We start from the raw sequence: 22,821 nt of genomic DNA on the forward strand, positions 1-22,821 counted from the left end.
CCGGTTCTGTCGCTTCCGTGTCAGTACGTGCTGTAAGGCACCTCGACCACCACCGACGCGGCGGGTGCCGGCGGCTGCAGGGTGTAGCGATCCAGCGCGCCATTGTCATCGGCAAACCGCTGCGACTGCGCCTGCAGCCGGTAGCGGGTGGTGCCAAGCTTGATGCTGCCGCTCTCTTCCAGCGCAGCACCCGCCGGCAGCAGCAGGCCACCGAGGTCGCTGTAGCCGCCGCCGTCCTGCGAGAAGACGTGGTCGACCAGCTCGCCCTCGCGTTTCATCGCGAACACATGCGGGTCGCCGTGACGGCGGTTGTAGTCCTCGTTGCCAAGCAGGTCGGCGATCCAGACGCCGGGCAGCCGGTAGCGGGTTTCCAGCGCGATCGCATCCAGGCGCTCACTGTCGACCACCAGGCAGCACACCGCCTGCTTGTTCTCGCGGTCGAGGATCGCGAAACGCTCGCCCTTGGCGACCTCGCGCGGCAGGATCGCAAACGGCTGGTTGCGCAGGACCGGCTCGGCGCCACTGGCCGAATGCAGGTTGCGCCAGCCACCGAACACCGGCGCGTCCGGCTCGGCCGCAGCGGCGCTGCCCGCCATCGTCATTCCCAGTGTCACGATCAGCGCGGCCGTGATCTTCCTGCTCTGCATGTTCTACTTCCGTTGGTTGATCTGTCGCGGCGAAAGCGCCGGACCTCATAGGACCGCGACACTATGCGCCAGCGGCATGGCCGCGGGCAATCGGGTCCGCTCAGCCGATCACGATGTAGTCACTCACCAGGGTGATCCCGCGGTGCCCACCACGCTCGAGCTGCACATGGCGGCCGCCGACCTGGTCGATGGCGATGCAGTCATCCACCTCCAGCAGCGCATCGGTATGCGGCTTGAACCAGCTGGCATCACGCAGGCCCTTGGCCTTGCGCTTGGCCTCCTCGACATCGGTGGCGACCAGCAACCGGTAGTCATGCGCCTCGCCCAGCGCGCCCGCGGCGTACCCGCCGAGATTGAGGAAATACAGCCGCGGCGCGCCGGCCGCCGGTGCGACATCGGCAAACCGCACCCGGTACTCCTCTACCCCATCCACCGCGAGCCAGCCATCGACGTGCAGCCCCCTGCGTTCGCCGAACCAGTCCTGGCGCAGCTGCGGGTAGGCTTCCTCGATGGCATCGACATTGGCGAAGGCCACGTCGTGCACCTCGATCCGGGCACGGGCATGCCGCCCGCCGAGCATGAACACATGCAGCACCCGCGACTCCCGGCCTGGCCGATTCTGAGAGGGGCCAGTGTAACGCCAAGGGCGAAGCGCCCTGCCCCCGTGCGCCGACCCGGCTGCGTCGAACGCTCGCGGGCGACCACCACGCGACGATGCGCGTGGCGGTGGTATGGTCGGCGCCTGACCCCGCAGGAGCGACCCGATGGCATTCCTTTCCCGTTATCCCCTCGCCGCGATCATGCTCGCCGGCACCCTGTCGCTGACCGCCTGCGTCAGCTCGCCGGGGCCGGAAATCAAGGGCCCGGGCCTGTGCAAGGCCGACGAACTGGAGTGGGCCATCGGGCAGCCGGCCGACCAGGCGAACATGCGCAAGCTGCTGCTGCAGAGCGGCGCCGGCCTGATCAACCCGATCGGCCCGGCCACGATCACGTCGCGCGACCTGCGCCAGGATCGCCTGCGCGTGTTCATCGACAAGGACAACGTGATCACCGCCGTCCGTTGCGAGTGATTCTCCGCAGGTAGAGCCACCCCATGGGTGGCCGCTCTGAAACCTGCGATACGCCGGCACAGCCACCCATGGGGTGGCTCTACCCGGGGTCGGTGCAGTCGCAGCTGCCCCAGCCGCGCGTCTTCGCGGTCTGGCCGATGCCGGGATTGAACGTATTGCTCGGATCCAGCTGCTGATAGAACGCCGCCAGGGCCGGCTTGGCCGGGTACAGATGGCCCACGTTGTGCTCGGCCGGGTACTCGGCGCCCCGCGCGTCCAGCAGGGTCCACATGGCATGCTCGATCGCCAGCGGATCTTCGCCCTTGCGCACGATGTAGTCCTGGTGGAACACGTGGCAGAAGAAGTGCCCGTAATACAGCTTGCCGGCCAGCTTGGCGTCGATGGCCGCCGGCAGCTGTTCGACCCACGCGCGGTCGTCGCGCCGCAGGGCCACGTCCAGCGCCACGATGTCCTCGACCTCGCGCCGATGGACTTCGCGGTAGCGCACCGCCGCGCCGGCGACGGCGAACCGATGCAGGAATGCCTTGCGCCCCTCCTCGGCCGTGCATTGGAAGAAGTCCCCTTCTCCATCGGCGAAGTGATTGCGCAGGAAAGTCTCGGTCGCCGCGGCATCCACCGCTGACACCTTGAGCAGCAGGTGGTGCTCGTAGCGATCCCGGAACTGCCGCATGCGTGCCGGCAGATGGCCGGGCAGGCACTGCATCGCCAGCTGGATCACCCGGTCGGTGACCCCGCGCAGGCCCAGGCTTTCGAACCAGCCGTCGACCCGGCTCTTCAGCGCGAACGCGGCCGGCACCCGGGCGGTACCGAAGCGGTCGATCAGCAGGAAGGTGTCCTTGCCGTAGCGTTCGCCGATGTCATACGCCTGGCGGTGCAGGTACTCGCCGGAGATCGGCAGGCGCTCGAAGGCAGTCAACAGGTGGCGACGGATCGCGGTGAGATCCTCCATCGCATTGCTGCCGATGTAGAACACCTCGCCCGGCTCGCGCGCGAAGGTGTCCAGGCGCACCGCGAACACCGCCAGCTTGCCGGCCGAGCCGGAGGCTTCGTAATGCCGCGCGGGATCGGCGTTGTAGCGGGCCGGGGTGGCCGCATCGACCTGGCGTACCTGCTCGGCATAACGCGGATCGGAGGCCGCGCGGTCGTTGTCGTTGTCCACGTCGGCAGCCGCGTAGTCGCCGCGCTGCAGCCGCTCCAGGATCTGCTCGGGAGTGTCCCCCAACGCGATGCCGAGATGGTTGACCAACTGCAGCTGCCCATCGGCATCGACCTGGGCGAACAGCGCCATCTCGGTATAGGCGGGCCCGCGCCGCACCAGCGAACCCCCGGAATTGTTGCAGACCCCGCCCAACACCGAAGCCCCGATGCACGACGAGCCGATCACCGAGTGCGGTTCGCGATCCAGCGGTGCGAGCACCTTTTCAAGCCGGTCCAACGTCGCTCCCGGCAGGCAGACCACCTGGCGGCCCGCGTTGATCAGCTGCACGCCGGCCAGGCGCAGCGTGCTGACGATCACCACCGGGCGGTCGTAATCCGCGCCGTCGGGCGTGGAGCCACCGGTGAGGCCGGTGTTGGCCGCCTGCATGATCACGATGGCGTTGGCCGCCACGATCGCCTGCAGGGCGTACCACTGCTCCAGCAGCGTGCCCGGGCGGACGACCGCCAGCACCGGGCCGTCGCCGAAGCGATAGCCCTTGCGGAAGCGCCGGGTCGGTTTGTCGCCGGACAGGACGTGCGCATCGCCGACGATGTCGCGCAGCTGCGCCAGCAGTGCCGCCGTGCCCTGGGATGCACCGTTCACGGCGCGACCGCGAGACCACGGCTCGCGTCCACCAGCGAATCGCGGCTGATGTCGGCGATGGTCTTCGCGCCGGTGAGCGTCATCGCCACGCGCATTTCCTTGGCCATCAGGTCCAGCAGGTTGGCCACGCCGGCCTCGCCCTGCGCCGCGAGGGCATACACGAATGCTCGGCCGAGCAGCACGCTGTCCGCGCCCAGCGCGATCATGCGGACCACGTCCAGACCCGTGCGGATGCCCGAATCGGCCAGGATCTTCAGCTCGCCCTTGACCGCATCGGCGATCGCCGGCAACGCCCGTGCGGTGGAAAGCACGCCGTCCAGCTGGCGGCCGCCGTGGTTGGAGACCACGATGCCGTCGGCCCCGAACCGCACGGCATCGCGCGCATCCTCCGGATCGAGGATGCCCTTGATCACCATCGGGCCGGTCCAGAACTCGCGGATCCACTCCAGGTCTTTCCACGAAATGGAGGGATCGAAGTTGTTGCCCAGCCAGCCGATGTAGTCGGCCAGACCGGTCGGGCTGCCACGATAGGTGGAGATGTTGCCGAGGTCGTGCGGGCGGCCGAGCAGGCCCACGTCCCACGCCCAGCGCGGATGCGTGACCGCCTGCAGCATGCGCCGCGCCGCCGCGTTCGGGCCGCTCATGCCCGAGTGCGCATCACGGTAGCGCGCACCCGGCGTGGGCATGTCCACGGTGAACACCAGGGTGGTCACGCCGGCAGCCCTGGCCCGCTCCAGCGCATTGCGCATGAAGCCGCGGTCCTTGAGCACATACAGCTGGAACCACATCGGCCGGTCGATCGCCGGCGCCACTTCCTCGATCGGGCAGACCGAGACGGTGGACAGCGTGAACGGAATCCCCCGGCTCGCCGCCGCCCTCGCCGCCTGCACTTCACCGCGGCGCGCGTACATCCCGGTCAAGCCGACCGGCGCCAACGCAACCGGCATCGCCAGGCGTTCGCCGAACAGTTCCGTTTCCAGGCTCAGGTCGGACATGTTGCGCAGGATGCGCTGGCGCAGCGCGATGTCGGACAGGTCCGCGACATTGCGCTTCAGGGTGTGCTCGGCATACGCGCCGCCATCGATGTAGTGGAACAGGAACGGCGGCAGGCGACGTTGCGCCGCTGCACGGTAATCGGTGGAGGCGGAAATGATCATGGGTCAACCGTGGGAAGAAGGAAGCCGTGACGCGCGGGCGCGGCGGGCTTCGTTGTCGTCGAGCGTGCGCAGGGAGGTGTGCACGAATTCCAGGTGCGCGTGCGCGGCGGCACGCGCGCGTTCGGGGTCGCCGGAGAGCACGCCGTCCATCATCTCGCGGTGCTGGGCCGACAGCGGCTCGAAGGTGCGGGCGGAGGTATAGAGCTTCTCGCGGCTCTGCGAGATGTTGGTCTGCAGCAGCTCGAACAGGCCGCGCATGACCTGCAGCAGCACCAGGTTGTGCGAGGCCTCGGCGATGGCCAGGTGGAAGGCCGCATCGGCCTGCGCCTCGCCGGCCGGATCGTCCTTGCCGTGCGCGGCCATCATGGTCTCGAAGGCCTGGCGGATCCTGGCGCGGTCTTCGTCGGTGGCCCGCAGCGCCGCATGCCAGGCGGTCGCCCCTTCCAGCGCGTGGCGGATTTCCAGTACGTCGAAGCGGTATTCCGGGTCGCCCTGGAACAGCGGCAGGTACGGCATCAAGGGCTCATCGATGGCCTGCCGGGCGCGGGCCGCCGGCTCGCTCACGTAGGTGCCGCCGCCGACCCGCGCGCTCAGCAGGCCCTGGCTGGCCAGCTGCGCGATCGCCTCGCGCAGCGCCGTGCGCGAGACCCCCAGCTGCACCGCCAGGGGACGCTCGGCCGGCAGGCGGTCGCCGGGCTGCAGGTTCTGCTCACGGATCAGGCCACGCAGCTGCGCGGCCACCTTGTCGGACAGGCGTTCGTTCTTCATGGCGCCATTGTCGCCCGCGTGGCGGGCGATCGGGTCGATGCCGGTGGCCGGGATGCCGCGCATGGGCTCAGGGAATCATCCAGGTGAGCCAGTAAGCCTGCACCGTGGTGATGATGCCGACCATCACGGTGAAGATCAGGCTGTGCTTGACCGTGAAGCGGAACAGGTCCGACTCCTTGCCGGCCAGGCCGACCGCCGCGCAGGCAATCGCGATCGACTGCGGCGAGATCATCTTCCCGGTCACGCCACCGGTGGTATTGGCCGCGACCAGCAGCACCTCGGACACGCCGATCTGCTGGGCCGTGGTCGACTGCAGCGCCGAGAACAGCGCATTGGACGAGGTATCCGAACCGGTCAGGAACACGCCCAGCCAGCCCAGGAACGGCGAGAAGAACGTGAACGCCTTGCCGGTATGCGCCAGGGCCAGTGCCAGCGTCGCCGACAGCCCGGAGTAGTTGGCGATGAAGGCGAAGGCCAGCACCATGCCGATCGAGTAGATCGGGACCTTGAGCTCGTTGGCGGTTTCCCCGAACGTGCGCAGCGCCGCGGCCGGGCGCATCTTCAGCAGCACGATCGCGATCACCGCGCCGAGCATGATCGCGGTGCCGGTGGCCGAGACCGCATCGAACTTGTACACCGCCTCGTAACCGGTGGGCACCGGCACGATCGGCGGCATTTTCTGCACCAGTTGATCCAGCGACGGCACCGGAATCTTCAGCACCCAGTGTTCCAGCGCGCCGCCGGCCGCGAACAGCGCCTTGAACGGCTTGACGCTCCAGATCGTGACCATCGCGGTCAGGATCAGGAACGGCGACCACGCCTTGACGATCTGGCCGGCGGAGTAACGCGGGGCCTCCCGTGCCTGGGCAGCCGCCTTGGCGCTGGTTTCGGTATCGAAGCGGAAGATCCGCACCGGTGTCCACCTGCGCAGGAACAGGGTCAGGCACACCAGCGAGGTCAGCGAGGCGGTGATGTCCGGCAGCTCCGGACCGATGAAGTTGGAGGTCAGGTATTGCGCGATGGCAAACGAACCGCCGGCCACCAGCACCGCCGGCCAGGTTTCCTTGACACCGCGCCAGCCATCCATGATCGCCATGATCCAGAACAGCACGATGATGGTCAGGAACGGCAGCTGGCGTCCGGCCATCTGGCCGATCTCGAAGGCATCCAGCCCGGTCACCTGCCCGGCCACGATGATCGGAATGCCCATCGCGCCGAAGGCCACCGGCGCCGTGTTGACGATCAGGCACAGCCCGGCCGCATACAGCGGCTTGAAGCCCAGCCCGACCAGCAGCGCGGCGGTGATCGCCACCGGGGCACCGAAGCCGGCCGCCCCTTCCAGGAACGCGCCGAACGCGAACCCGACCATCAGCATCTGCAGGCGCTGGTCTTCGGTGACCGAGAGGATCGAGGCGCGGATGATGTCGAACTGGCCGGTCTTGACCGAGACCTTGTACAGGAACACGGCGCCCAGAATGATCCAGGCAATCGGCCACAAGCCGTACACGAATCCATAGCCCGCCGCCGCGAACGCCTGCGACAGCGGCATCCGGTAGAACAGCAGCGCCACCGCCAGCGCGATGGCCACGGTGATCGTGCCGGCGAGCCAGCCTTTCATGCGCAGCACAGCCAGCGCGACGAAGAAGAAGGCGATCGGCAGCAGCGCGATCAGGCTGGACAGCCAGAGGTTGCCAGCGGGGTCATACAGTTGTTGCCAGGCCTGCATCGGCGGATCTCATCAAGACGGACAGGGGTCCGCGCGGTCAGCACCGCGCGAGCCGGGAACGCTCAACAGGCTTTATTGGTATGACCAATAATTGGAGCGCCCGTTGAAACTGCCCGCATTGAAACGCCAAACGCAGGGCGAGCCTATTAGACCATAGGTCTAGGTTCGCTGATTGGTATTACCATTTAGCAACCGCAGTCGCTGGAGCGCCCCTTGAGCTCGACCGAGTTGCCGTCGGGGTCGCGCAGGCGCAGCGACAGCCCATCGCCCTCCGCGCCGTAGTTCCGCTCGGCCGGGCCGGTCACCTCCACCTGGTGCCCCTGCAGATGCAGCCGCACCTGCTCGGCGTCGAACGGCTCCACGCGCAGGCAGACATGCTCGACATTGCGCCCTTCCCGCCCCGGTGCCGCGCCACCTTTCAGCCCCAGAGGACCATCGACACTGATCAGATCGATCAGCGACTCGCCGGCATGCAGATGCACCATGCCCAGTGAGGGCCGCTCGCGCGCGACCGTGCAGCCAAGGATGTCGCAGTAGAAACGCACGGCACGCGGAAGATCCTGTACGCGCAGCACGACGTGATCGATGCGTTGGATCTCGAAGGGACGTTCGCTGCTCATGACGACTCCAGTTTCTTGGCGATACGGCTGAATACCACCAGCACGATCAGGCACAGCACACTCACGCCGACGGCGATCACGTACTCGCCGATGCCGACCGCGATACCGATCGCGGCGGCCATGATCAGCGAGCTGGCGGTGGTCAGGCCGCTGACCTGGTCGTCGCGCGAGCCCCGCAGGATCGTGCCGGCAGCAACGAAGCCGACGCAGGCCACCACGGCTTCGATCAGACGCACCGGGTCGACCTGCAGGAGGTCGCGATAGCGCTCCTCCTGGAAGTGCTCGGCGATGCTGTCACCCAGGCTCACGATGAGGGCCGCGGCCCCCGCGATGAGCATGTGGGTGCGCAGACCGGCGGCGTGCTTGCCCATCTCGCGCTCGATGCCGAGCGTGGCGCCCAGCAGCATGGCCACGGCGATCCGCAGCAGGATCGATAGATCTTGTTCCAGTCCCATCCGCGTCTCTCATCCGGCGATGGAGGGAGCGTCGCAGACAGGGGCGTCTGGGCACCGTGAAGCCAACGGCAGGCCAGGGTGAGCCTGCCGTCGCAGGGCTTACTGCGCCAGGTAACCGCCATCGATGGCGTAGTACGTGCCGGTCGCAAAGCCTGCATCGGCGCTGGCCAGCCAGGCCACCAGCGCGGCGACTTCTTCCGGCTTGCCCAGGCGTCCCAGCGCATGCTTGCTTTCCAGCGCCTGCTTCACCTTCGGGTCCATCTTGTCCAGCAGCGGCGTGGCAATGAAGCCGGGGCCAACCGCGTTGATGCGGATGCTGTCAGCGGCGTGCTCCCACGCGGCCGTCTGGGTCAATCCGACCACGCCGTGCTTGGCCGCGACATAGGCCGCTGAATTGTTGAACCCGACCTGGCCGAGGATGGAGGCCATGTTGATGATGCTGCCGCCCTTGCCCGCGCTGCGCATCGCCTGGATCTGCGCGCGTTGGCACAGGAACACGCTGGTGAGATTGACGTCGATGACGTTCTTCCAGCCCTCCACGGGATAGTCGCCACTGGTGGCCGACGGCCCGCCGATGCCGGCGTTGTTCACCGCGATGTCCAGGCCGCCAAGCTCCTGCAGCGTCCGCTTCACCGCGGCCTCCACCGCCTGCTCGTCGGTGACGTTCAACGCGATGCCGATCGACTTCACGCCTTTCCCGCGCAGCGCCGCGGCCGTCTTTTCGACAGCGTCGGCCTTGAGATCCCAGACCGCCACCGCCGCGCCGGAATCGGCCAGCAGTTCGGCCACGGCCAGGCCGATGCCCGAGACGCCGCCGGTGACGATGGCGACCTTTCCCTTGAGCTGATAATCAATCATCGCGTTGTTCCTCGTGTTGGAAAAAGGCTGCGGGCCATGCCTGCCCATGCCTCGACCATACGCCGCGAAAACGTTACAGAACGTGCACAGCGTGCTCCGCAACAATCCTTCCCATCGCTGTAACGCACCCGGGCCTATTCTCGGGGTCGTACGTCCACCTCCCATCTTTCATCCGCCAATGGCGGCAGCCCTCCCCCAAGGTAAACCCATGACAGAGTCCAGTGACGGCCAGTTGTTCTCCCCCACCCGTCTGGGGGCCATCGACGTCGCCAACCGCGTCGCGATGGCACCGCTGACGCGCAACCGCGCGATCCACGACCGCATCCCCAATCCGCTTGCGATCCAGTATTACGAGCAGCGCGCCAGCGCCGGCCTGATCATCGCCGAGGCCACCCAGATCAGTCCGATGGGCCAGGGCTACCTCGACACCCCCGGCATCTACAGCCAGGCGCAGATCGACGCCTGGAAAAAGGTCACCGATGCGGTGCATGCACGCGGCGGCAAGATCGTGCTGCAGCTGTGGCATGTCGGCCGCATCTCGCACACCAGCCTGCTGCCAGAGGGCGAAGTCCCGGTCGCGCCGAGTGCACTGCGTGCCAACACCAAGACGTTCACCGCCAACGGGTTTGAAGATGTCTCCGAGCCGCGTGCCCTGCGCCTGGACGAGATTCCGGGCCTGATCCAGGACTTCCGGCAGGCCGCGCGCAACGCGATCACCGCCGGCTTCGACGGCGTGGAAGTGCACGCCGCCAACGGCTACCTGATCGACCAGTTCCTCCGCGATGGCAGCAACCAGCGCACCGACGAATACGGTGGCAGCATCGAGAACCGCACCCGCCTGCTCGATGAAGTGGTCCGTGCGATCGCCTCGGAAATCGGCGCCGAACGCACCGGTGTGCGCCTGTCGCCGGTAACCCCGGCCAACGATGCCGCCGACTCCAATCCGCAGCCGCTGTTCGAACGTGCCGTCGAACGCCTGGAGGCCATCGGCCCGCTTGCTTTCATCCATGTGATCGAAGGGGCGACCGGCGGCCCGCGCGACAACATCGCCTTCGACTATGCCGCCCTGCGCGCCAAATTCACCGGTGCCTGGATCGCCAACAACGGCTATGACCAGGCACGCGCGGAAGCAGCGGTGGCGTCCGGCTATGCCGACATGATCGCCTTCGGTCGGCCCTATATCGCCAACCCGGACCTGGTCGAGCGCTTCCGTCTGGGCGTGGCGTTGTCCGATCTGGATCAGGACACGCTGTACGGCGGCGGTGCGCACGGCTACACCGATTACCCCAGCGTTTCCGGCTGATCCGCGCGCCGTTAGCGGGCGCGCATCGCATCGGTCACATCGCCGCCGGCAAGCACCGGCAGCAGCGCCCGGGGCAGCTTGCAGGGGCGCGTGGGCACACTGTCCACGCGCCACCCGCGCCCGAGCAGCACACCCTTCCCCTTCGAGGGCGGGCCATTGCCGGGTGCCGGACAGCTGATGTCACTGAGCAGCACCTGTCCGTTGCGGTCCAGCCATTGCTGGACGAAGTACTCGCCATCGGCAAAGCGCATCGTCCCGAGATTCAACTGCGTCAGCGGCTGGCTTTCCACATCGCCCTGCCAGGTGGACTGCAGTTCCACACCACTGAACAGCAGGCGTCGCCGCAGCAGCACCTGGTGGTGGGCATCCAGCAGGACCAGTTCCTCATCGCCCCCGTCCAGATAGCGGCGCGTCCAGGTGCGGTCCGTGCCCCAAGGCAGGATATCGAAGCTCTCTGGCGGCACCGGTTCGCTGCCATCGGCCAGCATCATGCCCAGCTTCCCGTCCCGGCGGAATACCACGCGGTCAGCGTCCATGCGCACCACAGCTTCGAAGGGACGACCCACGATGCGGCCATGCGCGAGGTTGTACAGGTGGTTGACGCCGGCGCCCTGCTCCCGGAGCAACAGCAACGGCGGGGTGACGTGGTTTTCGTCGATGGCCATCTCGGCAGGCACCGTGTAGGCCGTGCGGCCATCCCACCACAGCCGGGGTGAGGACTCGTCGCCGAACCTTCCCAGCAATCCGCTGCCAACGGCATCGAGCCGGGTCACGCCTGAGGGCGCGAAGATCACCTTGCCATCGCAGTCCAGTACCGCTGCGGTCTCGGTATCGGTGGGGTGGCGCACGCGCCACGGCGGTGCCTGCCGCTGTTCGGCATCGGGTTCGTCGAGCACCACTGCCAGCGCGGCCGGGGCGGCGGCGGGCGGGTGGGCGCCCTCCTCGTCCAATACCTGCCAGCGGCCACCACAGTAGTCCAGGCGGACGTTGCCACGCTGTGCGGCAAAGTGTCCGTCGGCCATCAGCCAGCCGGGCTCGGGCGTGTCGTCGGGGCTGCCGGTAGCGTGCCGGTGGACCTGCTCGGGCCAGTCGCGCCGCCCTGCGGTGCCGCCGTATTGTCGGTAACGGGGATACAGACCATCCTGCTGATAGCGCGCGATGTCGGTCGCCCTGCCCTGTGCATCCACGCGCCGCCAAAGTTCGCCCTGACGCAGCCACCAGCCACCGTCGCTGACCGGCAGCAGTGCGTCGATGTCATCGGAGAACAGCGTCGTGCCGTCTTCATCCAGCACGTTGCAGTGCTCAGGCACCTGGACACTGCAGGCCACATACACAGGGCGGCCGGCGAACGGTCCGGCGACCCACTGGAACTGGCGCTCGTCCAGTTCCATGACCGGGCGCCCGTGCAGGTCATGGAAGCGAAGCGGACCACGTCGGGGATTCCACAGCACGCGATCGGGCACCGCCAACGGCACCCACTCGCCATCGTTCAGTGCCGGCAGGCGCACCTGGCCCAGCGCATCGACCACGCCCCAACCGCCGGTGGGGTCTCCGTCCGGCTTGATGAACGCCTTCCACAACGGATCCCCGGGGGCGGCCTGGCGCAGCACGAACCGTTCCTGGTACTCGGTGTAGCCGCGGTCCTCGCGCAGCAGCCGGCCTGCATCGTCATACCACTGTTGCGGCGTGGACGTGTGCTGCGCGCGCATCCAACGGTCGGCGGACAGGCGCTGCATGCGCGCGCCATTGGGCGGTACCAGCAGGCGGCCATCGGCGGACACCAGCGCCTCGGCGCCGAAGCTGTTGCCCAGCACGGTGAACGACTGCGCCTGCGCGCCGCCTGCCAACGACGCCAGCGCGGCTACCACGAACATCCTTTTCATCGGTCACATCGTACAAAGCGGAGCTGCACGCTACCGCCTGTGCAGGGACGATGCAATGCAACCGGCGCGACCCCGCACGCGGCGTGCCAGCGCAGCCGCGTGGCGAAGCAGGCCGGGTCCGCTCAGTACACCGGCAACGAAATGAAGCTGGCCTGCTGCGGCGCGTGCCAGATCTGCTGCGTCGCCTTCTGGTAATCGCCCGGCTTGGCCAGGTAGATGTTCGGCACGAACGTCTGTGGATTGCGGTCATACAGCGGGAACAGGCTGGACTGCACCTGCACCATGACCCTATGACCCGGCTGGAACACATGGTTCGCGGTCGGCAGACCGAACTTGTAGTCCAGCACCTGATTGCTCGCGATCGCCTTCGGGTCGCTGAAGCTCTCGCGGTACCGGCCACGGAAGATCGCCATCGAGACCGACAGCTCGTAGCCGCCCATCTCGGGCGTCGACGGCGTCTGGTCCGGATACACATCGATCAGCTTCACCACCCAATCGCTGTCGCTGCCGCTCGTCGCCGCCTGCAGATTGACCTGCGGCGCACCACCGATCCGCAGCGGTTCGGTCAAGGGCTCACTGACGAACGTCAGCACGTCCGGCCGGCCGTCCACGAAGCGCTGATCCTTCACCAGCCAGCTGGTCCACATATCGCGGTCGGCGAACCGCACCGGGCGCGGCACGAACGGCACCGGCTTGGCCGGATCGGACACATAGGCTTCGAACGTGGCCTCCCCCGCCTGCGGTGCCTCGAAGGACAGCTTGCCGCCCGCGCGCAGGTACAGCGGCCGGGATTGCGCCACGCTGCGCGGCCACTGCTGCAGCTTGTCCCAGTGGTTCTCGCCGGTGTTGTAGATCAGCACCGGCGGCGTCTGCGCCTTGGGCGCGCCATCGACCAGGTACTGATCGAAGAACGGCTTGAGCACATCGCGGCGGAACTGCAGCGCGGTATCGCCGTCGAACTTCAACGGCCCCAGGCTGCTGCCGTCATAGTTGACCTGGCTGTGCCGCCACGGGCCCATCACCAGATAGTTCAGCGTGTTGCCGGTGTCGCGCGGCTCCATCGCCGCATAGCTGTGCACCGCGCCCCACATGTCTTCCTGGTCCCACAGGCCCTGCAGCCACATCGTGGGCACCTTCAGTTCGGTCTTGGCCATGCGCGCGTCCAGCGCCTGCTCCTGCCAGAACGCGTCGTAGCCCGGATGCTCGATCAGCTTGTGCCACCACGGCAGCTGGTCCAGCCCGTTGGCCTTGGCGTAGTCGCCCGCCGAGCCGGCGCGCAGGAACGTCGTGTAATCGTCGTAGCCCACGCTGGGGATCGACGGCCCCTTGCCGCGCTTGGCCAGCTGCCCGGTGAAGTAGCCGAAGTTGACCTGCCGGAACGCCCCGTAGTTGAGCCAGTCGTCGCCCATCCAGCCATCGATCATCGGGCTCTGCGGCGCGGCGACCTTCAACGCCGGGTGCGGGTTGGTCAGCGCCATCACCACGGTGAAGCCTTCATACGACGAGCCCAGCATGCCGACCTTGCCGTTGCTCTCAGGCACGTGCTTGACCAGCCAGTCGATGGTGTCCCACGCGTCGGTGGCGTGGTCGACCTTGGTGTTGTTGAGCGGCCCGCGCAGCGGCCGGGTCATCACGTAATCGCCCTCGGAGCCATACTTGCCGCGGATGTCCTGGAACACCCGGATGTACCCGCCATCGACGAACACCTCGTCGCCCTGCGGCAGGATGTCGCGCATGTTCGGCGAATCCATGCGCTTGGCGCGGTTGGCGGCATCGTACGGCGTGCGGGTCAGCAGGATCGGCGCGTTCCTGGCGCCCTTGGGCACCACGATCACGGTATAGAGTTTCGTTCCATCACGCATCGGCACCATCACCACGCGCTTGTCATAGTTGTCCTGCGCCGTGGGCGTCACGAAGCCCTTGGCGGGAATGTCCGGGGTCATCGGCGAGGTCTGCGCCGACACACTGGCCGCAACCATCAGACTCAACAGCGCAACTGGCAATACACGCACACGCATGGGGCTCTCCCGGCAGTGATGGCAACTCCCGCAGCCTAGCGCTGCGGGCGCTGCCCCGGTAGATGCCGATCGCCCTGTTCCGTGGCCATTTCGCGCATTCAGCTGCCAACCACCGTTTCATGCAAAGCCTGCCAGGCCAGCGTGCCGTCAGCGCTGTCCACCAGGATGGCCAGCGCTTCGCGGCGATGGCCCGCGCCACCGGCCTCTCTCTGCTCTTCGCGGTAGCGCACCGCGCAGGCGTTGGCACCCAACGGCAGATACTGCAACGCATCGACGGTGATCTGCAGGCCTGGCCGGCTGCCATGGGCCGATCCGAAGAAGCCTGCCAGCGCCGGCTTGTCCAGGCGCACGCCACGGATGCCGACCATGCTGAAGTCGTCGTTGAAACGGGCGAGCAGCGTGTCCAGTGCAGCCACCGGCGCGCGGCCGGTGAACCAGTCTTCGATCAGCACATGCAGGTCATGGATTTCGGTGAAGGCGAGCGTGTCATTCATGGGGAGGTTCTCAAGGAAAGGGAGGACGCCGGCAGGCGCCACAACAACAGGATCGGCAGCAGGCTCATGCCGGCCGCCAGCATCAGGGTGAGCGTGAATGCCTGTGCCGGCAGGACGGCGGAGAGCAGCGCCAGGACGCAGGCCAGCAGTGCGGCCGCCAGGCAGAAGCTGAGCTGGCGGTTGAGGTTCCACAGCGCGCTGCCCGGCAGCAGCTCCGCATCCGCCAGGCCCTGGAAAGCGAGCGTCTGCGCACTGCTGCTGCACAGGCTGCCACCCAGCCCCATCAGCGCGAACGCCAGCACCGGCAACCACGGCTGACCGGCCTGCACACCAATCAACAGCACGATGCCGAGCGCCTGGCATCCCATGCCGAGGCTCAGGAGTGGGCGCGCCCCAATGCGTGGCAGCCAGTGCCGGGTGGTGGCGATCGCGCAGGCCGAGGCGATCGCCCACGGCACCATGAAGCCACCGATGGCGGCGGCCCCGTAGCCTTGCCGATGCAGCAGCAGCGTCGCCACCAGCTGGGTGCCGATGAAGGTGCCGGGCACCAGCAGATAGACCAGCATCGCCAACCGCAGTGAGGCATGCCGCAGCAGCGACCACTGCAGCACCGGCTGATCGGTCCGACGCGCACTGCGGGCGTAGAGGAACAGCACCACGGCGGCGGCAACCAGCAGCCCGGCGCCCACCCGCCGCTGGCCCGGCTCGGCGATCAGGCTCAGCGCGACCAGCAGCACGCTCAGCCCCACCGAGCCCAGCAGCAGCCCGCGCCGGTCCAGCGCTGGCGCGGACAGCGGCGCACCCGGACGCACCCAGCAGGCCGCCAGCACCAGGGCCACCACGGCCAGCGGCACACTGACCAGCAACACGCCCCGCCACGAGCCCCACTCCACCAGCACGCCCCCCAGGGTCGGCGACAGCGCCGGCACCAGCAGCGCGACGGCCATGATCCGGGCGGTCAGGCGCGCGCGGTCGGCCGGTGGGCATTCGCGGTAGGCCATCGCCTGCCCGACCGGAATCAACAGGCCCCCACCCAGCCCCTGCAGCAGGCGCCAGCCGATCAGCCACTCGATGCTGGGGGCGGTGCCCGCCAGCACCGCGCCCAGGGTGAACAGCGCCAGCGACACGCACAGCAGCCGCCGCTCACCCAGGCGTGCCGCGAGCCAGCTGCCGAGCGGAATGACCAGAGTCAGGCCGAGCATGTAGGCGTTGCCGATCCACGCCAGCTGCGGCACGGAGGCCTGCAGGTCGGTCGCGATGGCCGGATACGCGACCGTGCCGATGAACATGTTCACCAGGTCCAGCGAGAATCCCAGCAGGTACAACGTTTCCACTTTCGCCCGGTAGGTCATGGCGCGCTCCGATTGCAAGGCGGCAGCATGCGCGTTGCCAGCGGCTGGATATACCGGCAATCGAGTGCAAGACTGTCAAACCATTTTTGACAGACACGGCAGCCATGGTCAGCCTGGACCGCTTCGAAACCTTCAAGGCGATTGTCGATGCCGGCAGCCTGACCGCGGCCGCGCAGCGCCTCGGCCAGAGCCGGGCCGTGGTGAGCTTCAATCTCAAGCGGCTGGAGCAGGAACTGGGCGTGACCCTGCTGGTGCGCAATACCCGCAGCCTGGCGTTGACCGAGGCCGGCGAACGCTTCTACCAGCACTGCACCGCCCTGCTGGCGACTGCCGAACTGGCGATCGATGAAGCCCGCAGCGAACAGCTGCAGCTGCGCGGGACACTGCGGCTGACCACCACGCCGGAGTACGCGATCGCCCGGGTCGTGCCGGTGCTGGAATCGTTCCGTGCCCTGCATCCCGAGCTGCGCCTGCACCTGTCGACTTCACCGGCGCCGGCGGACCTGATCCCCGAGCGGTTCGATCTGGCGATCCGGCTGGGGCGCCTGCAGGACTCGCAGCTGCGCGCGACCCTGCTGGACGAGCACGCGCTGTGCGCGGTCGCCTCACCCTCGTTGTTGTCCACCTTGCCCGACGATGCGGCACGCGACGACCCGGACTGGATCCGCACGCTGCCACGATTGGGGTATCCGCGCCTGGCGGACCTGCCGCTGGTGGCCCCCGATGGGAGCACCGCGCTGTTTGCCTGCAACCCCGCCCATGCGGTGGTCACGGTCGACAACGCCTCCACGCTGCGCGCCTTCGCGCTGGCCGGGGCCGGCGCGACCGTGTTGCCGCAGTGGTTGATCGATGACGATCTGGCGCAGGGACGGCTGCTGCCGATCCTGCGCCACCATCGTTTCCCGCGCCAGGGCGTGTATGCGGTGTTTCCGAACACCGCCCAGCCCTCGCGCCGGGTCCGGCTGCTGCTGGCGCACCTGCGCGAGCACCTGCCGGGGTGACCGGTGGCACGACCAACGGTCGTGGCCTGCCCGTCAGAACGTTGGCACGACCAACGGTCGTGCCCTACCCGGTAACGCGCGTTGTGACCGATCCGCGGCCGGTACCGACCGTTGGTCGGTACCGGCGCGTCCGTCAGCTCAGCGGACGACCTGTTCCGCCAGCTCCAGCGGCACGCGCTGGACCGGTGCGTTGGCCGCGCGCGACAGCTGTACTTCGTACTGCCCACCGGCGATCTTCCACTGCTTGTCGGCGGTGTCGAAGCTGGCCAGCGTCTTCGGTTCGGCTTCGATGCGGATCCGGCGGCTCTCGCCCGGCTGCAGCATGACCTTCTGGAAGCCGATCAGGCGGATCGGCGTGGTGCTGCCCTGCGGCAGCTGCAGGTACAGCTGCGGCACATCCGCACCGGCGACCTTGCCGGTGTTGCGCACGTCCACGCTGGCGACCACGCGCTGGCCTTCCACCACCACCTGCAGGTTGTCGTAGCCGAAGCTGGTGTAGGACAGGCCATGGCCGAACGCGTACTGCGGGGTCAGGCCCTTGGCGGCGAACCACTTGTAGCCGACGTTGGCGCCTTCGATGGTGTAATCGATGGTGTCATCCGGCTTGTTCTTCGGGTTGAAGCCCAGGCCGTTGACGTGCGGGCGCGGCAGCTGGCTGACATCCACCGGCCAGGTCACCGGCAGGCGGCCGGACGGATTGACCTTGCCGGTCAGCAGCGCGGCGATGCCTTCGCCGCCGCGGATGCCCGGGTACCACGCCTGCAGGATGGCCGGTACCTGCTGCAGCCACGGCAGCTCGACCGGGCCATTGGTTTCCAGCACCACCACGGTCTTCGGGTTGGCCTTGGCCACCCCGGCGATCAGCTTGTCCTGGTTGTCCGGCAGCTGCATGTGCGGCAGATCGACCGACTCGGCCGACCACTGCGTGGCGAACACGATGGCCACATCGGCGGCAGCGGCAGCGCGCGCGGCGGCAGCCACGTCACGGCCATCCACGTAATCGATGCGGGCATCCGGACGTTCGGCACGCAGCGCTTCCAGCGGCGAGGACGGATGGAAGATCACCGGGCCCGGCCAGGTGGTCGGCATCACGCCCGGCACCGCATTGGTGCCGCGCGCGGTCCAGCCCACCATCGAGGAACCGCCGCCACCGATCACGCCCTTGTCGGCATGGCCGCCGATGATGACGATGCGCTGCACGTCCTTGCCCAGCGGCAGCAGGTCATCCGCATTGCGCAGCAGCACGCTGCCTTCTTCGACGGTGCGCTGCGCAGCGTGGAAGCCGGCGTCGTCGTCGATCGGCTCATGCACCGGCGGCAGATCGAAATTGCCGTGCGCGAACATGGTGCGCAGGATGCGGCTCACCATGTCGTCCAGGCGCGCCTGCGGCACCACGCCACCGGCCACGGCCAGGCGCAGCGGTTCGTCGAAATAGACCGCCTTGTCGAACACTTCACCGGCCGACTGCTGGTCCAGGCCGGCCAGCGCCGCCTTGGAGCCGCTGTGCACGCCGCCCCAGTCGGACATCACGAAACCGGGGAACTTCCATTCCTGCTTGAGCACCTCGTTCATGAGGTAATCGTGTTCGCAGCCGTAGGTGCCGTTGATGCGGTTGTACGAGCACATCGCCGAACCGGGCTTGCCGATGTCGATGGCGATTTCGAAGGCCAGCAGATCCGACTCGCGCATCGCCTGCTCGCCGATCTCGGCGCTGTGGAAATTGCGCGAGGTCTCCATGTCGTTGAGTGCGAAGTGCTTCATCGTGGAGATCACGTGCTGGCTCTGCACGCCGCGGATCGATTCGCCGACCAGCACGCCGGCCAGCAGGGGATCTTCACCGGCGTATTCGAAGTTGCGGCCATTGCGGGGATCGCGCTGCAGGTTGACGCTGCCGGCCAGCAGGATATTGAAGCGCTGCTGCCAGGCTTCACGGCCCATGGTGGCGCCACCGGCGAAAGCGATATCCGGGTTCCAGCTCGAGGCGGTGGACGGACCGGACGGCATCGCGGTGGCGTGGTCGCCCTTGCGCAGGCCGCCCGGGTTGGTGACGCCGACGCCGGCATCGGCCGACTGCTGCGAAGGAATGCCCAGGCGCGGCACGCCCGGTACGAAACCGGCCGAACCGACCGCGCCTTCCGGCAGCGGACCGCCGTCCTTGCCCAGCCCGAAGTAGCTGTGCAGCATCTGGAACTTCTCGTCCACGGTCATCTGCGCGAGCAGGGCCTTGGCACGGGCATCGGCGTTCAGGGCGGTGTCCATCCACGGCGTCTCGCCGCCGACCGGCGCGGCATAGCCCAGGGTCAGCAGCGTGGCCGCGGTGGTGCCCTTCCTGCCGTCATGGGTGCGCAGCTTGATCGGGGCCGAGCTGGCCGACTGGAACCCATCACTGAAGTAGCTCTCGTTGGCTTCCAGCGCGACGCGCGACGGATCGAAGCCGGCGGTGGTGGCCGCATCGGCGCTGACCGCGCCCAGCAGCACGGCCGGTGCGCCCAGGCGCGAACGGGTGACCAGCGGCGGCAGTGCAGCGGCATCGGCAGCGCTGGTGTACAGCGCGACGACGTGGCGGCCATCGTTGAGGCGCAGGTAATTCAGCGACGGCTGTTCGGTGCCCGACTCGGCCTCGATCGGCAGGCGGGTCAGCACGACACTGCCGGTCTGCTGCGCGGCGGCAGGATCGGCGGTCACGAAACGATAGTGGTAGCCCAGCGCGTCGGCCAGACCCTGCAACGGGTCCACGCGGTCGGCGCGGCGTTCCACGTTGCGCACGGTCAGGGCATCGACCTGCAGCTGCTCCAGCTGCGCGGCGACCACGGCCGCATCCAGCTCACCCGGGGTCTGTTCCAGGGTCAGCACGGTGAACGCGTTGGTGGTGGCGGCCGGGGCGGCAGCCCAGGCGGAAGCGCTCAGCGAGAGCGCGATGGCGGCCGTCAGGGCCAGGGGCTTTGAAATCGTTTTCATGAGCGGACGAAACACCTTTGCTTGCGCAATAAATCCAGGGAGTCTTGCCGCAGAAGGGTGCAGCGCCATGTCGGCGGGAACCACGCGCAGGCGCGCGGAACCGTTTACAACGCAAGGCGATGACGGCTACGTCCAGGCCCCTCCGCCCGTCGTGACAGCCGCACCACCCGGGAGCCCGTTACCGGCACTCCACCCCGGAAGAGTGGGCGAGCCTGTTCATGCCTGTCAACAGGATGCTTACATTTGGGACACCGTGGCCCGCCGGATTCACGACGAAACAGGCTTGATGACCCGGGTCTGGGCGGCCTCCACCACCTGCCCGCGCTGGTCGCGCGGCTGCATCAGCGCCAGGGGGCGATCGTCGCTGTCGGCCTGCAGGACCGAGCGTGGTTCGCCCGGCGCGAACAGGAAGGCTTCCCCCCATTGGCGCAGCGCCACCACCAGCGGGAACAGCGCGCGGCCACGTTCGGTGAGCACGTATTCCTGATAGCTGCGGCCTTCTCCCAAGGGCTGCTGCGCCAGCACCTCCGCCTCCAGCAAGGCCTGCAGGCGCTGGCTGAGCATGCTCCGCGACATCCCCAGGCGGCGCTGGAAATCGCTGAAACGGCGCACCCCGTCGAAGGCCTCGCGCACGATCAGCAGCGACCAGCGGTCGCCGACCAGATCCAGCGCGCGCCCGACCGGGCAGGTTGTCATCGACTCGGTGGCCATCAGGATTCTCCGCTCAAGGTTTCATTTTAGAACCACATGCCGCAGAATCAACTGGTTCTATTTTGAGACTGAATGATGGCGACCACCGCCCCCGGCATTTCCGCTTCCCCGCTTCCCTCCGCCCTGCTGATGCTGTTCGCCTGCGCCGCCGGGCTCAGCGTGGCCAATGTCTATTACGCGCAGCCGTTGCTGGATGCGCTGGCGGCCGATCTGCAGATCAGCACCGGCCGCATCGGCGCGGTGATCGCCGCCACCCAGCTCGGCTCGGTCGCCGCCCTGCGGTGGGTGGTGCCGCTGGGCGACCGCATGGAGCGTCGCCGCCTGATGGCGATCCAGACGGTGGGCTTGGTGCTCGCCCTGCTGGCCGTTGCGATGGCCGCGCAGGCCTGGAGCCTGTTGCTGGGCATGCTGGCGGTGGGCCTGCTCGGCACCGCGATGACCCAGGGGCTGATCGCCTATGCGGCCGCCGCCGCAGGCGAGCACGAGCGCGGCCGCGTGGTCGGTGCCGCACAGGCCGGCGTGGTGGTCGGGTTGCTGTTGGCGCGCGTGGTGGCTGGCGCGGTGGCCGATCTGGGCGGTTGGCGCGCGGTGTACCTGCTCTCGGCGGCGCTGATGGTGGTGACGGGCACCCTGCTGTGGGCGCGCCTGCCGCGGCTGCCGGTGCCCATCACGTCCAGCGCGCGGACCGGCGTGATCGCCCTGCTGCGGCAGCAGCCGGTGCTGCGCCAGCGCGGCGTGCTGGGCCTGCTGCTGTTCACCGTGTTCGGGCTGTTCTGGAGCAGCATGAGCCTGCCGTTGAGTGCGCCGCCGTATGCGCTCAGCCACACCGGCATCGGCGCCTTCGCGCTGGTCGGTCTGCTCGGTGCATTGGCGGCGGCACGCAGCGGGCACTGGAGCGACCGTGGCCATGCCGGTCGGGTCACCACCGGCGCCCTGCTGCTGATGCTGCTGAGCTGGGCGCCGATCGCGGCGATGTCCCATCACCTCGGCTGGCTGGTGCTTGGCGTGCTGCTGCTGGACCTCGCCGTGCAGGCGCTGCACGTGACCAACCAGAGCCGCATCCTGGCCGCGGCCCCGCACGCACAGGCGCAGGTGATCGCCGCGTACATGCTGTTCTACGCTGCCGGGAGTGGATTGGGTGCGCTGCTTGGCAGTGCGTTGTATGCCGCCCATGGCTGGAACGCGGTATGCGCGGCCGGCGCCGGCATATCGCTGCTGGCACTGCTGGCGTGGTGGGCGATGACGGGTTATCACGCCATCACCGGTGGTCATGAGCCCTGCCCGGTTCCCGGCGGAGCGCGGATCGATAATGACTGCTCACGTCCCGGAGCAACCGCATGCCCCCCCACCGCCACTTCGATCAACTCTGGCGCGACCGCAATGACACCTCCCGGCAACGCAGCCCGCGGGTGCTGATCCGGGTGTTCGTCGGCCCGGGCGAACTGGAAGCGCGGGTGGCGTTCTACGAGCAGTTGCAGGGCGTGGTCGCCGATGCGGGTTTCCCGTTCCCCGAGGCCGGCCTGCGCCTGGCGATGGTCGGGGCATTCCTGCTGATCGAAGGAGCGCCGGACAAGCTGGCCCCGTTCACCTCCACCACCGGGACGCTGCTGGTCGATGACGTGCAGCCGTATTACGACCGGCTGGTGGCGGCCGGGGCGCAGATCATTTTCCCGCTGCAGGTCGTGCCTACCGGCGCGGCCTTCAATGCGGTGCATCCGGACGGCACCGTGGTCGAGTACGTGCACCACCGGCCCGATCCACAGGGGCGCTGAGTAGATCCACGCCATGCGTGGATGCCCTCCATCACGCACTTGGCCGTCCCATCTGGCGCGCTGCCATGCTGCTCTCGCTGAAGCATTCAGCACCCTCAACCGGTTCGGAATCCGGCTGCCGAATTCGTTAGCATTTTTACTAATTGCGGGTAGGATTGTCGGTCTCAGCCTTTGACACGCGTGCTGCCGATACTCGCCGCCATGCCCTTGTTTCCCGCCCGTTTCCG

Annotated in this window: 20 protein-coding genes; 5 read left to right on the top strand and 15 right to left on the bottom strand. The window is 67.9% G+C overall.

Annotated elements, in window-relative coordinates:
• Positions 1-20: 20 nt before the first annotated feature.
• Entirely contained in the window at positions 21-647 is a 627-nt protein-coding gene (locus ABE424_RS04295) for a decarboxylase (protein ID WP_346491051.1), read from the bottom strand.
• A 100-nt stretch (positions 648-747) separates the two neighbouring features.
• Positions 748-1,242, bottom strand: coding sequence for a DUF1543 domain-containing protein (locus tag ABE424_RS04300; protein ID WP_176988723.1), 495 nt, complete (start codon positions 1,240-1,242; stop codon positions 748-750).
• Between the two features lie 169 nt (positions 1,243-1,411).
• Here ABE424_RS04300 and ABE424_RS04305 point away from each other — a divergent pair, with 169 nt between their 5' ends.
• Positions 1,412-1,717, top strand: a complete 306-nt coding sequence (locus ABE424_RS04305) for a hypothetical protein (RefSeq protein ID WP_346491050.1) — start codon at positions 1,412-1,414, stop codon at positions 1,715-1,717.
• Positions 1,718-1,796: 79 nt separating this feature from the next.
• Here the strand turns inward: ABE424_RS04305 and dld are convergent, their stop codons facing one another.
• The 7 genes from dld to ABE424_RS04340 all read right to left on the bottom strand — a co-directional run bounded on the left by dld (position 1,797) and on the right by ABE424_RS04340 (position 9,102).
• Positions 1,797-3,518, bottom strand: coding sequence for a D-lactate dehydrogenase (dld, locus tag ABE424_RS04310; protein WP_346491049.1), 1,722 nt, complete (start codon positions 3,516-3,518; stop codon positions 1,797-1,799).
• Positions 3,515-4,675: an FMN-dependent L-lactate dehydrogenase LldD gene (lldD, locus tag ABE424_RS04315; protein WP_346491048.1), complete on the bottom strand. Its 1,161-nt coding sequence runs from the start codon at positions 4,673-4,675 to the stop codon at positions 3,515-3,517. The genes dld and lldD overlap by 4 nt, the downstream gene beginning before the upstream one ends.
• A gap of 3 nt (positions 4,676-4,678) precedes the next feature.
• Positions 4,679-5,443 (bottom strand): transcriptional regulator LldR, encoded by a 765-nt coding sequence (gene lldR, locus ABE424_RS04320; protein ID WP_346491243.1) that lies wholly within the window; start codon positions 5,441-5,443, stop codon positions 4,679-4,681.
• A 67-nt stretch (positions 5,444-5,510) separates the two neighbouring features.
• The gene (gene lldP / locus ABE424_RS04325) at positions 5,511-7,169 is read right to left on the bottom strand and encodes an L-lactate permease (protein WP_346491047.1); all 1,659 of its coding nucleotides are present in this window, start codon (positions 7,167-7,169) and stop codon (positions 5,511-5,513) included.
• 185 nt (positions 7,170-7,354) lie between these two features.
• A complete protein-coding gene (locus ABE424_RS04330) occupies positions 7,355-7,789 on the bottom strand; it encodes a VOC family protein (protein WP_346477460.1) in 435 nt (144 codons plus the stop codon).
• Positions 7,786-8,244, bottom strand: a complete 459-nt coding sequence (locus ABE424_RS04335) for an MgtC/SapB family protein (RefSeq protein ID WP_346491046.1) — start codon at positions 8,242-8,244, stop codon at positions 7,786-7,788. Before ABE424_RS04335 ends, ABE424_RS04330 begins: the two co-directional genes overlap by 4 nt.
• A gap of 99 nt (positions 8,245-8,343) precedes the next feature.
• Entirely contained in the window at positions 8,344-9,102 is a 759-nt protein-coding gene (locus tag ABE424_RS04340; protein ID WP_346491045.1) for an SDR family NAD(P)-dependent oxidoreductase, read from the bottom strand.
• A 208-nt stretch (positions 9,103-9,310) separates the two neighbouring features.
• Here ABE424_RS04340 and ABE424_RS04345 point away from each other — a divergent pair, with 208 nt between their 5' ends.
• Positions 9,311-10,405 (top strand): alkene reductase, encoded by a 1,095-nt coding sequence (locus ABE424_RS04345; protein WP_346477462.1) that lies wholly within the window; start codon positions 9,311-9,313, stop codon positions 10,403-10,405.
• Between the two features lie 11 nt (positions 10,406-10,416).
• Here ABE424_RS04345 and ABE424_RS04350 read toward each other — a convergent pair whose 3' ends face one another.
• The 4 genes from ABE424_RS04350 to ABE424_RS04365 form a co-directional block, all read right to left on the bottom strand.
• Positions 10,417-12,288, bottom strand: coding sequence for a hypothetical protein (locus ABE424_RS04350; RefSeq protein WP_346491044.1), 1,872 nt, complete (start codon positions 12,286-12,288; stop codon positions 10,417-10,419).
• Between the two features lie 122 nt (positions 12,289-12,410).
• A complete protein-coding gene (locus tag ABE424_RS04355; RefSeq protein ID WP_346487976.1) occupies positions 12,411-14,306 on the bottom strand; it encodes a CocE/NonD family hydrolase in 1,896 nt (631 codons plus the stop codon).
• Positions 14,307-14,404: 98 nt separating this feature from the next.
• Positions 14,405-14,800 (bottom strand): hypothetical protein, encoded by a 396-nt coding sequence (locus tag ABE424_RS04360; protein ID WP_346491043.1) that lies wholly within the window; start codon positions 14,798-14,800, stop codon positions 14,405-14,407.
• Complete coding sequence (locus ABE424_RS04365; protein ID WP_346491042.1) at positions 14,797-16,152, bottom strand: MFS transporter; 1,356 nt, start codon at positions 16,150-16,152, stop codon at positions 14,797-14,799. Before ABE424_RS04365 ends, ABE424_RS04360 begins: the two co-directional genes overlap by 4 nt.
• 104 nt (positions 16,153-16,256) lie before the next feature.
• Here ABE424_RS04365 and ABE424_RS04370 point away from each other — a divergent pair, with 104 nt between their 5' ends.
• Entirely contained in the window at positions 16,257-17,153 is an 897-nt protein-coding gene (locus ABE424_RS04370; RefSeq protein WP_346491041.1) for a LysR family transcriptional regulator, read from the top strand.
• A 138-nt stretch (positions 17,154-17,291) separates the two neighbouring features.
• Here ABE424_RS04370 and ABE424_RS04375 read toward each other — a convergent pair whose 3' ends face one another.
• Both ABE424_RS04375 and ABE424_RS04380 read right to left on the bottom strand, forming a co-directional pair.
• Complete coding sequence (locus ABE424_RS04375) at positions 17,292-20,111, bottom strand: glycoside hydrolase family 3 C-terminal domain-containing protein (protein WP_346491040.1); 2,820 nt, start codon at positions 20,109-20,111, stop codon at positions 17,292-17,294.
• A gap of 267 nt (positions 20,112-20,378) precedes the next feature.
• A complete protein-coding gene (locus ABE424_RS04380; RefSeq protein WP_346491039.1) occupies positions 20,379-20,822 on the bottom strand; it encodes a helix-turn-helix domain-containing protein in 444 nt (147 codons plus the stop codon).
• Between the two features lie 75 nt (positions 20,823-20,897).
• On the opposite strand from ABE424_RS04380, the gene ABE424_RS04385 reads away from it, so the two are divergent.
• A complete protein-coding gene (locus ABE424_RS04385) occupies positions 20,898-22,238 on the top strand; it encodes an MFS transporter (RefSeq protein WP_346491038.1) in 1,341 nt (446 codons plus the stop codon).
• Positions 22,160-22,594, top strand: coding sequence for a glyoxalase (locus ABE424_RS04390; RefSeq protein WP_070425312.1), 435 nt, complete (start codon positions 22,160-22,162; stop codon positions 22,592-22,594). Before ABE424_RS04385 ends, ABE424_RS04390 begins: the two co-directional genes overlap by 79 nt.
• Positions 22,595-22,821 lie beyond the last annotated feature (227 nt).

The sequence above is a fragment of the Stenotrophomonas sp. TWI1149 genome (assembly GCF_039673155.1).
Lineage (GTDB): Bacteria > Pseudomonadota > Gammaproteobacteria > Xanthomonadales > Xanthomonadaceae > Stenotrophomonas > Stenotrophomonas maltophilia_AA.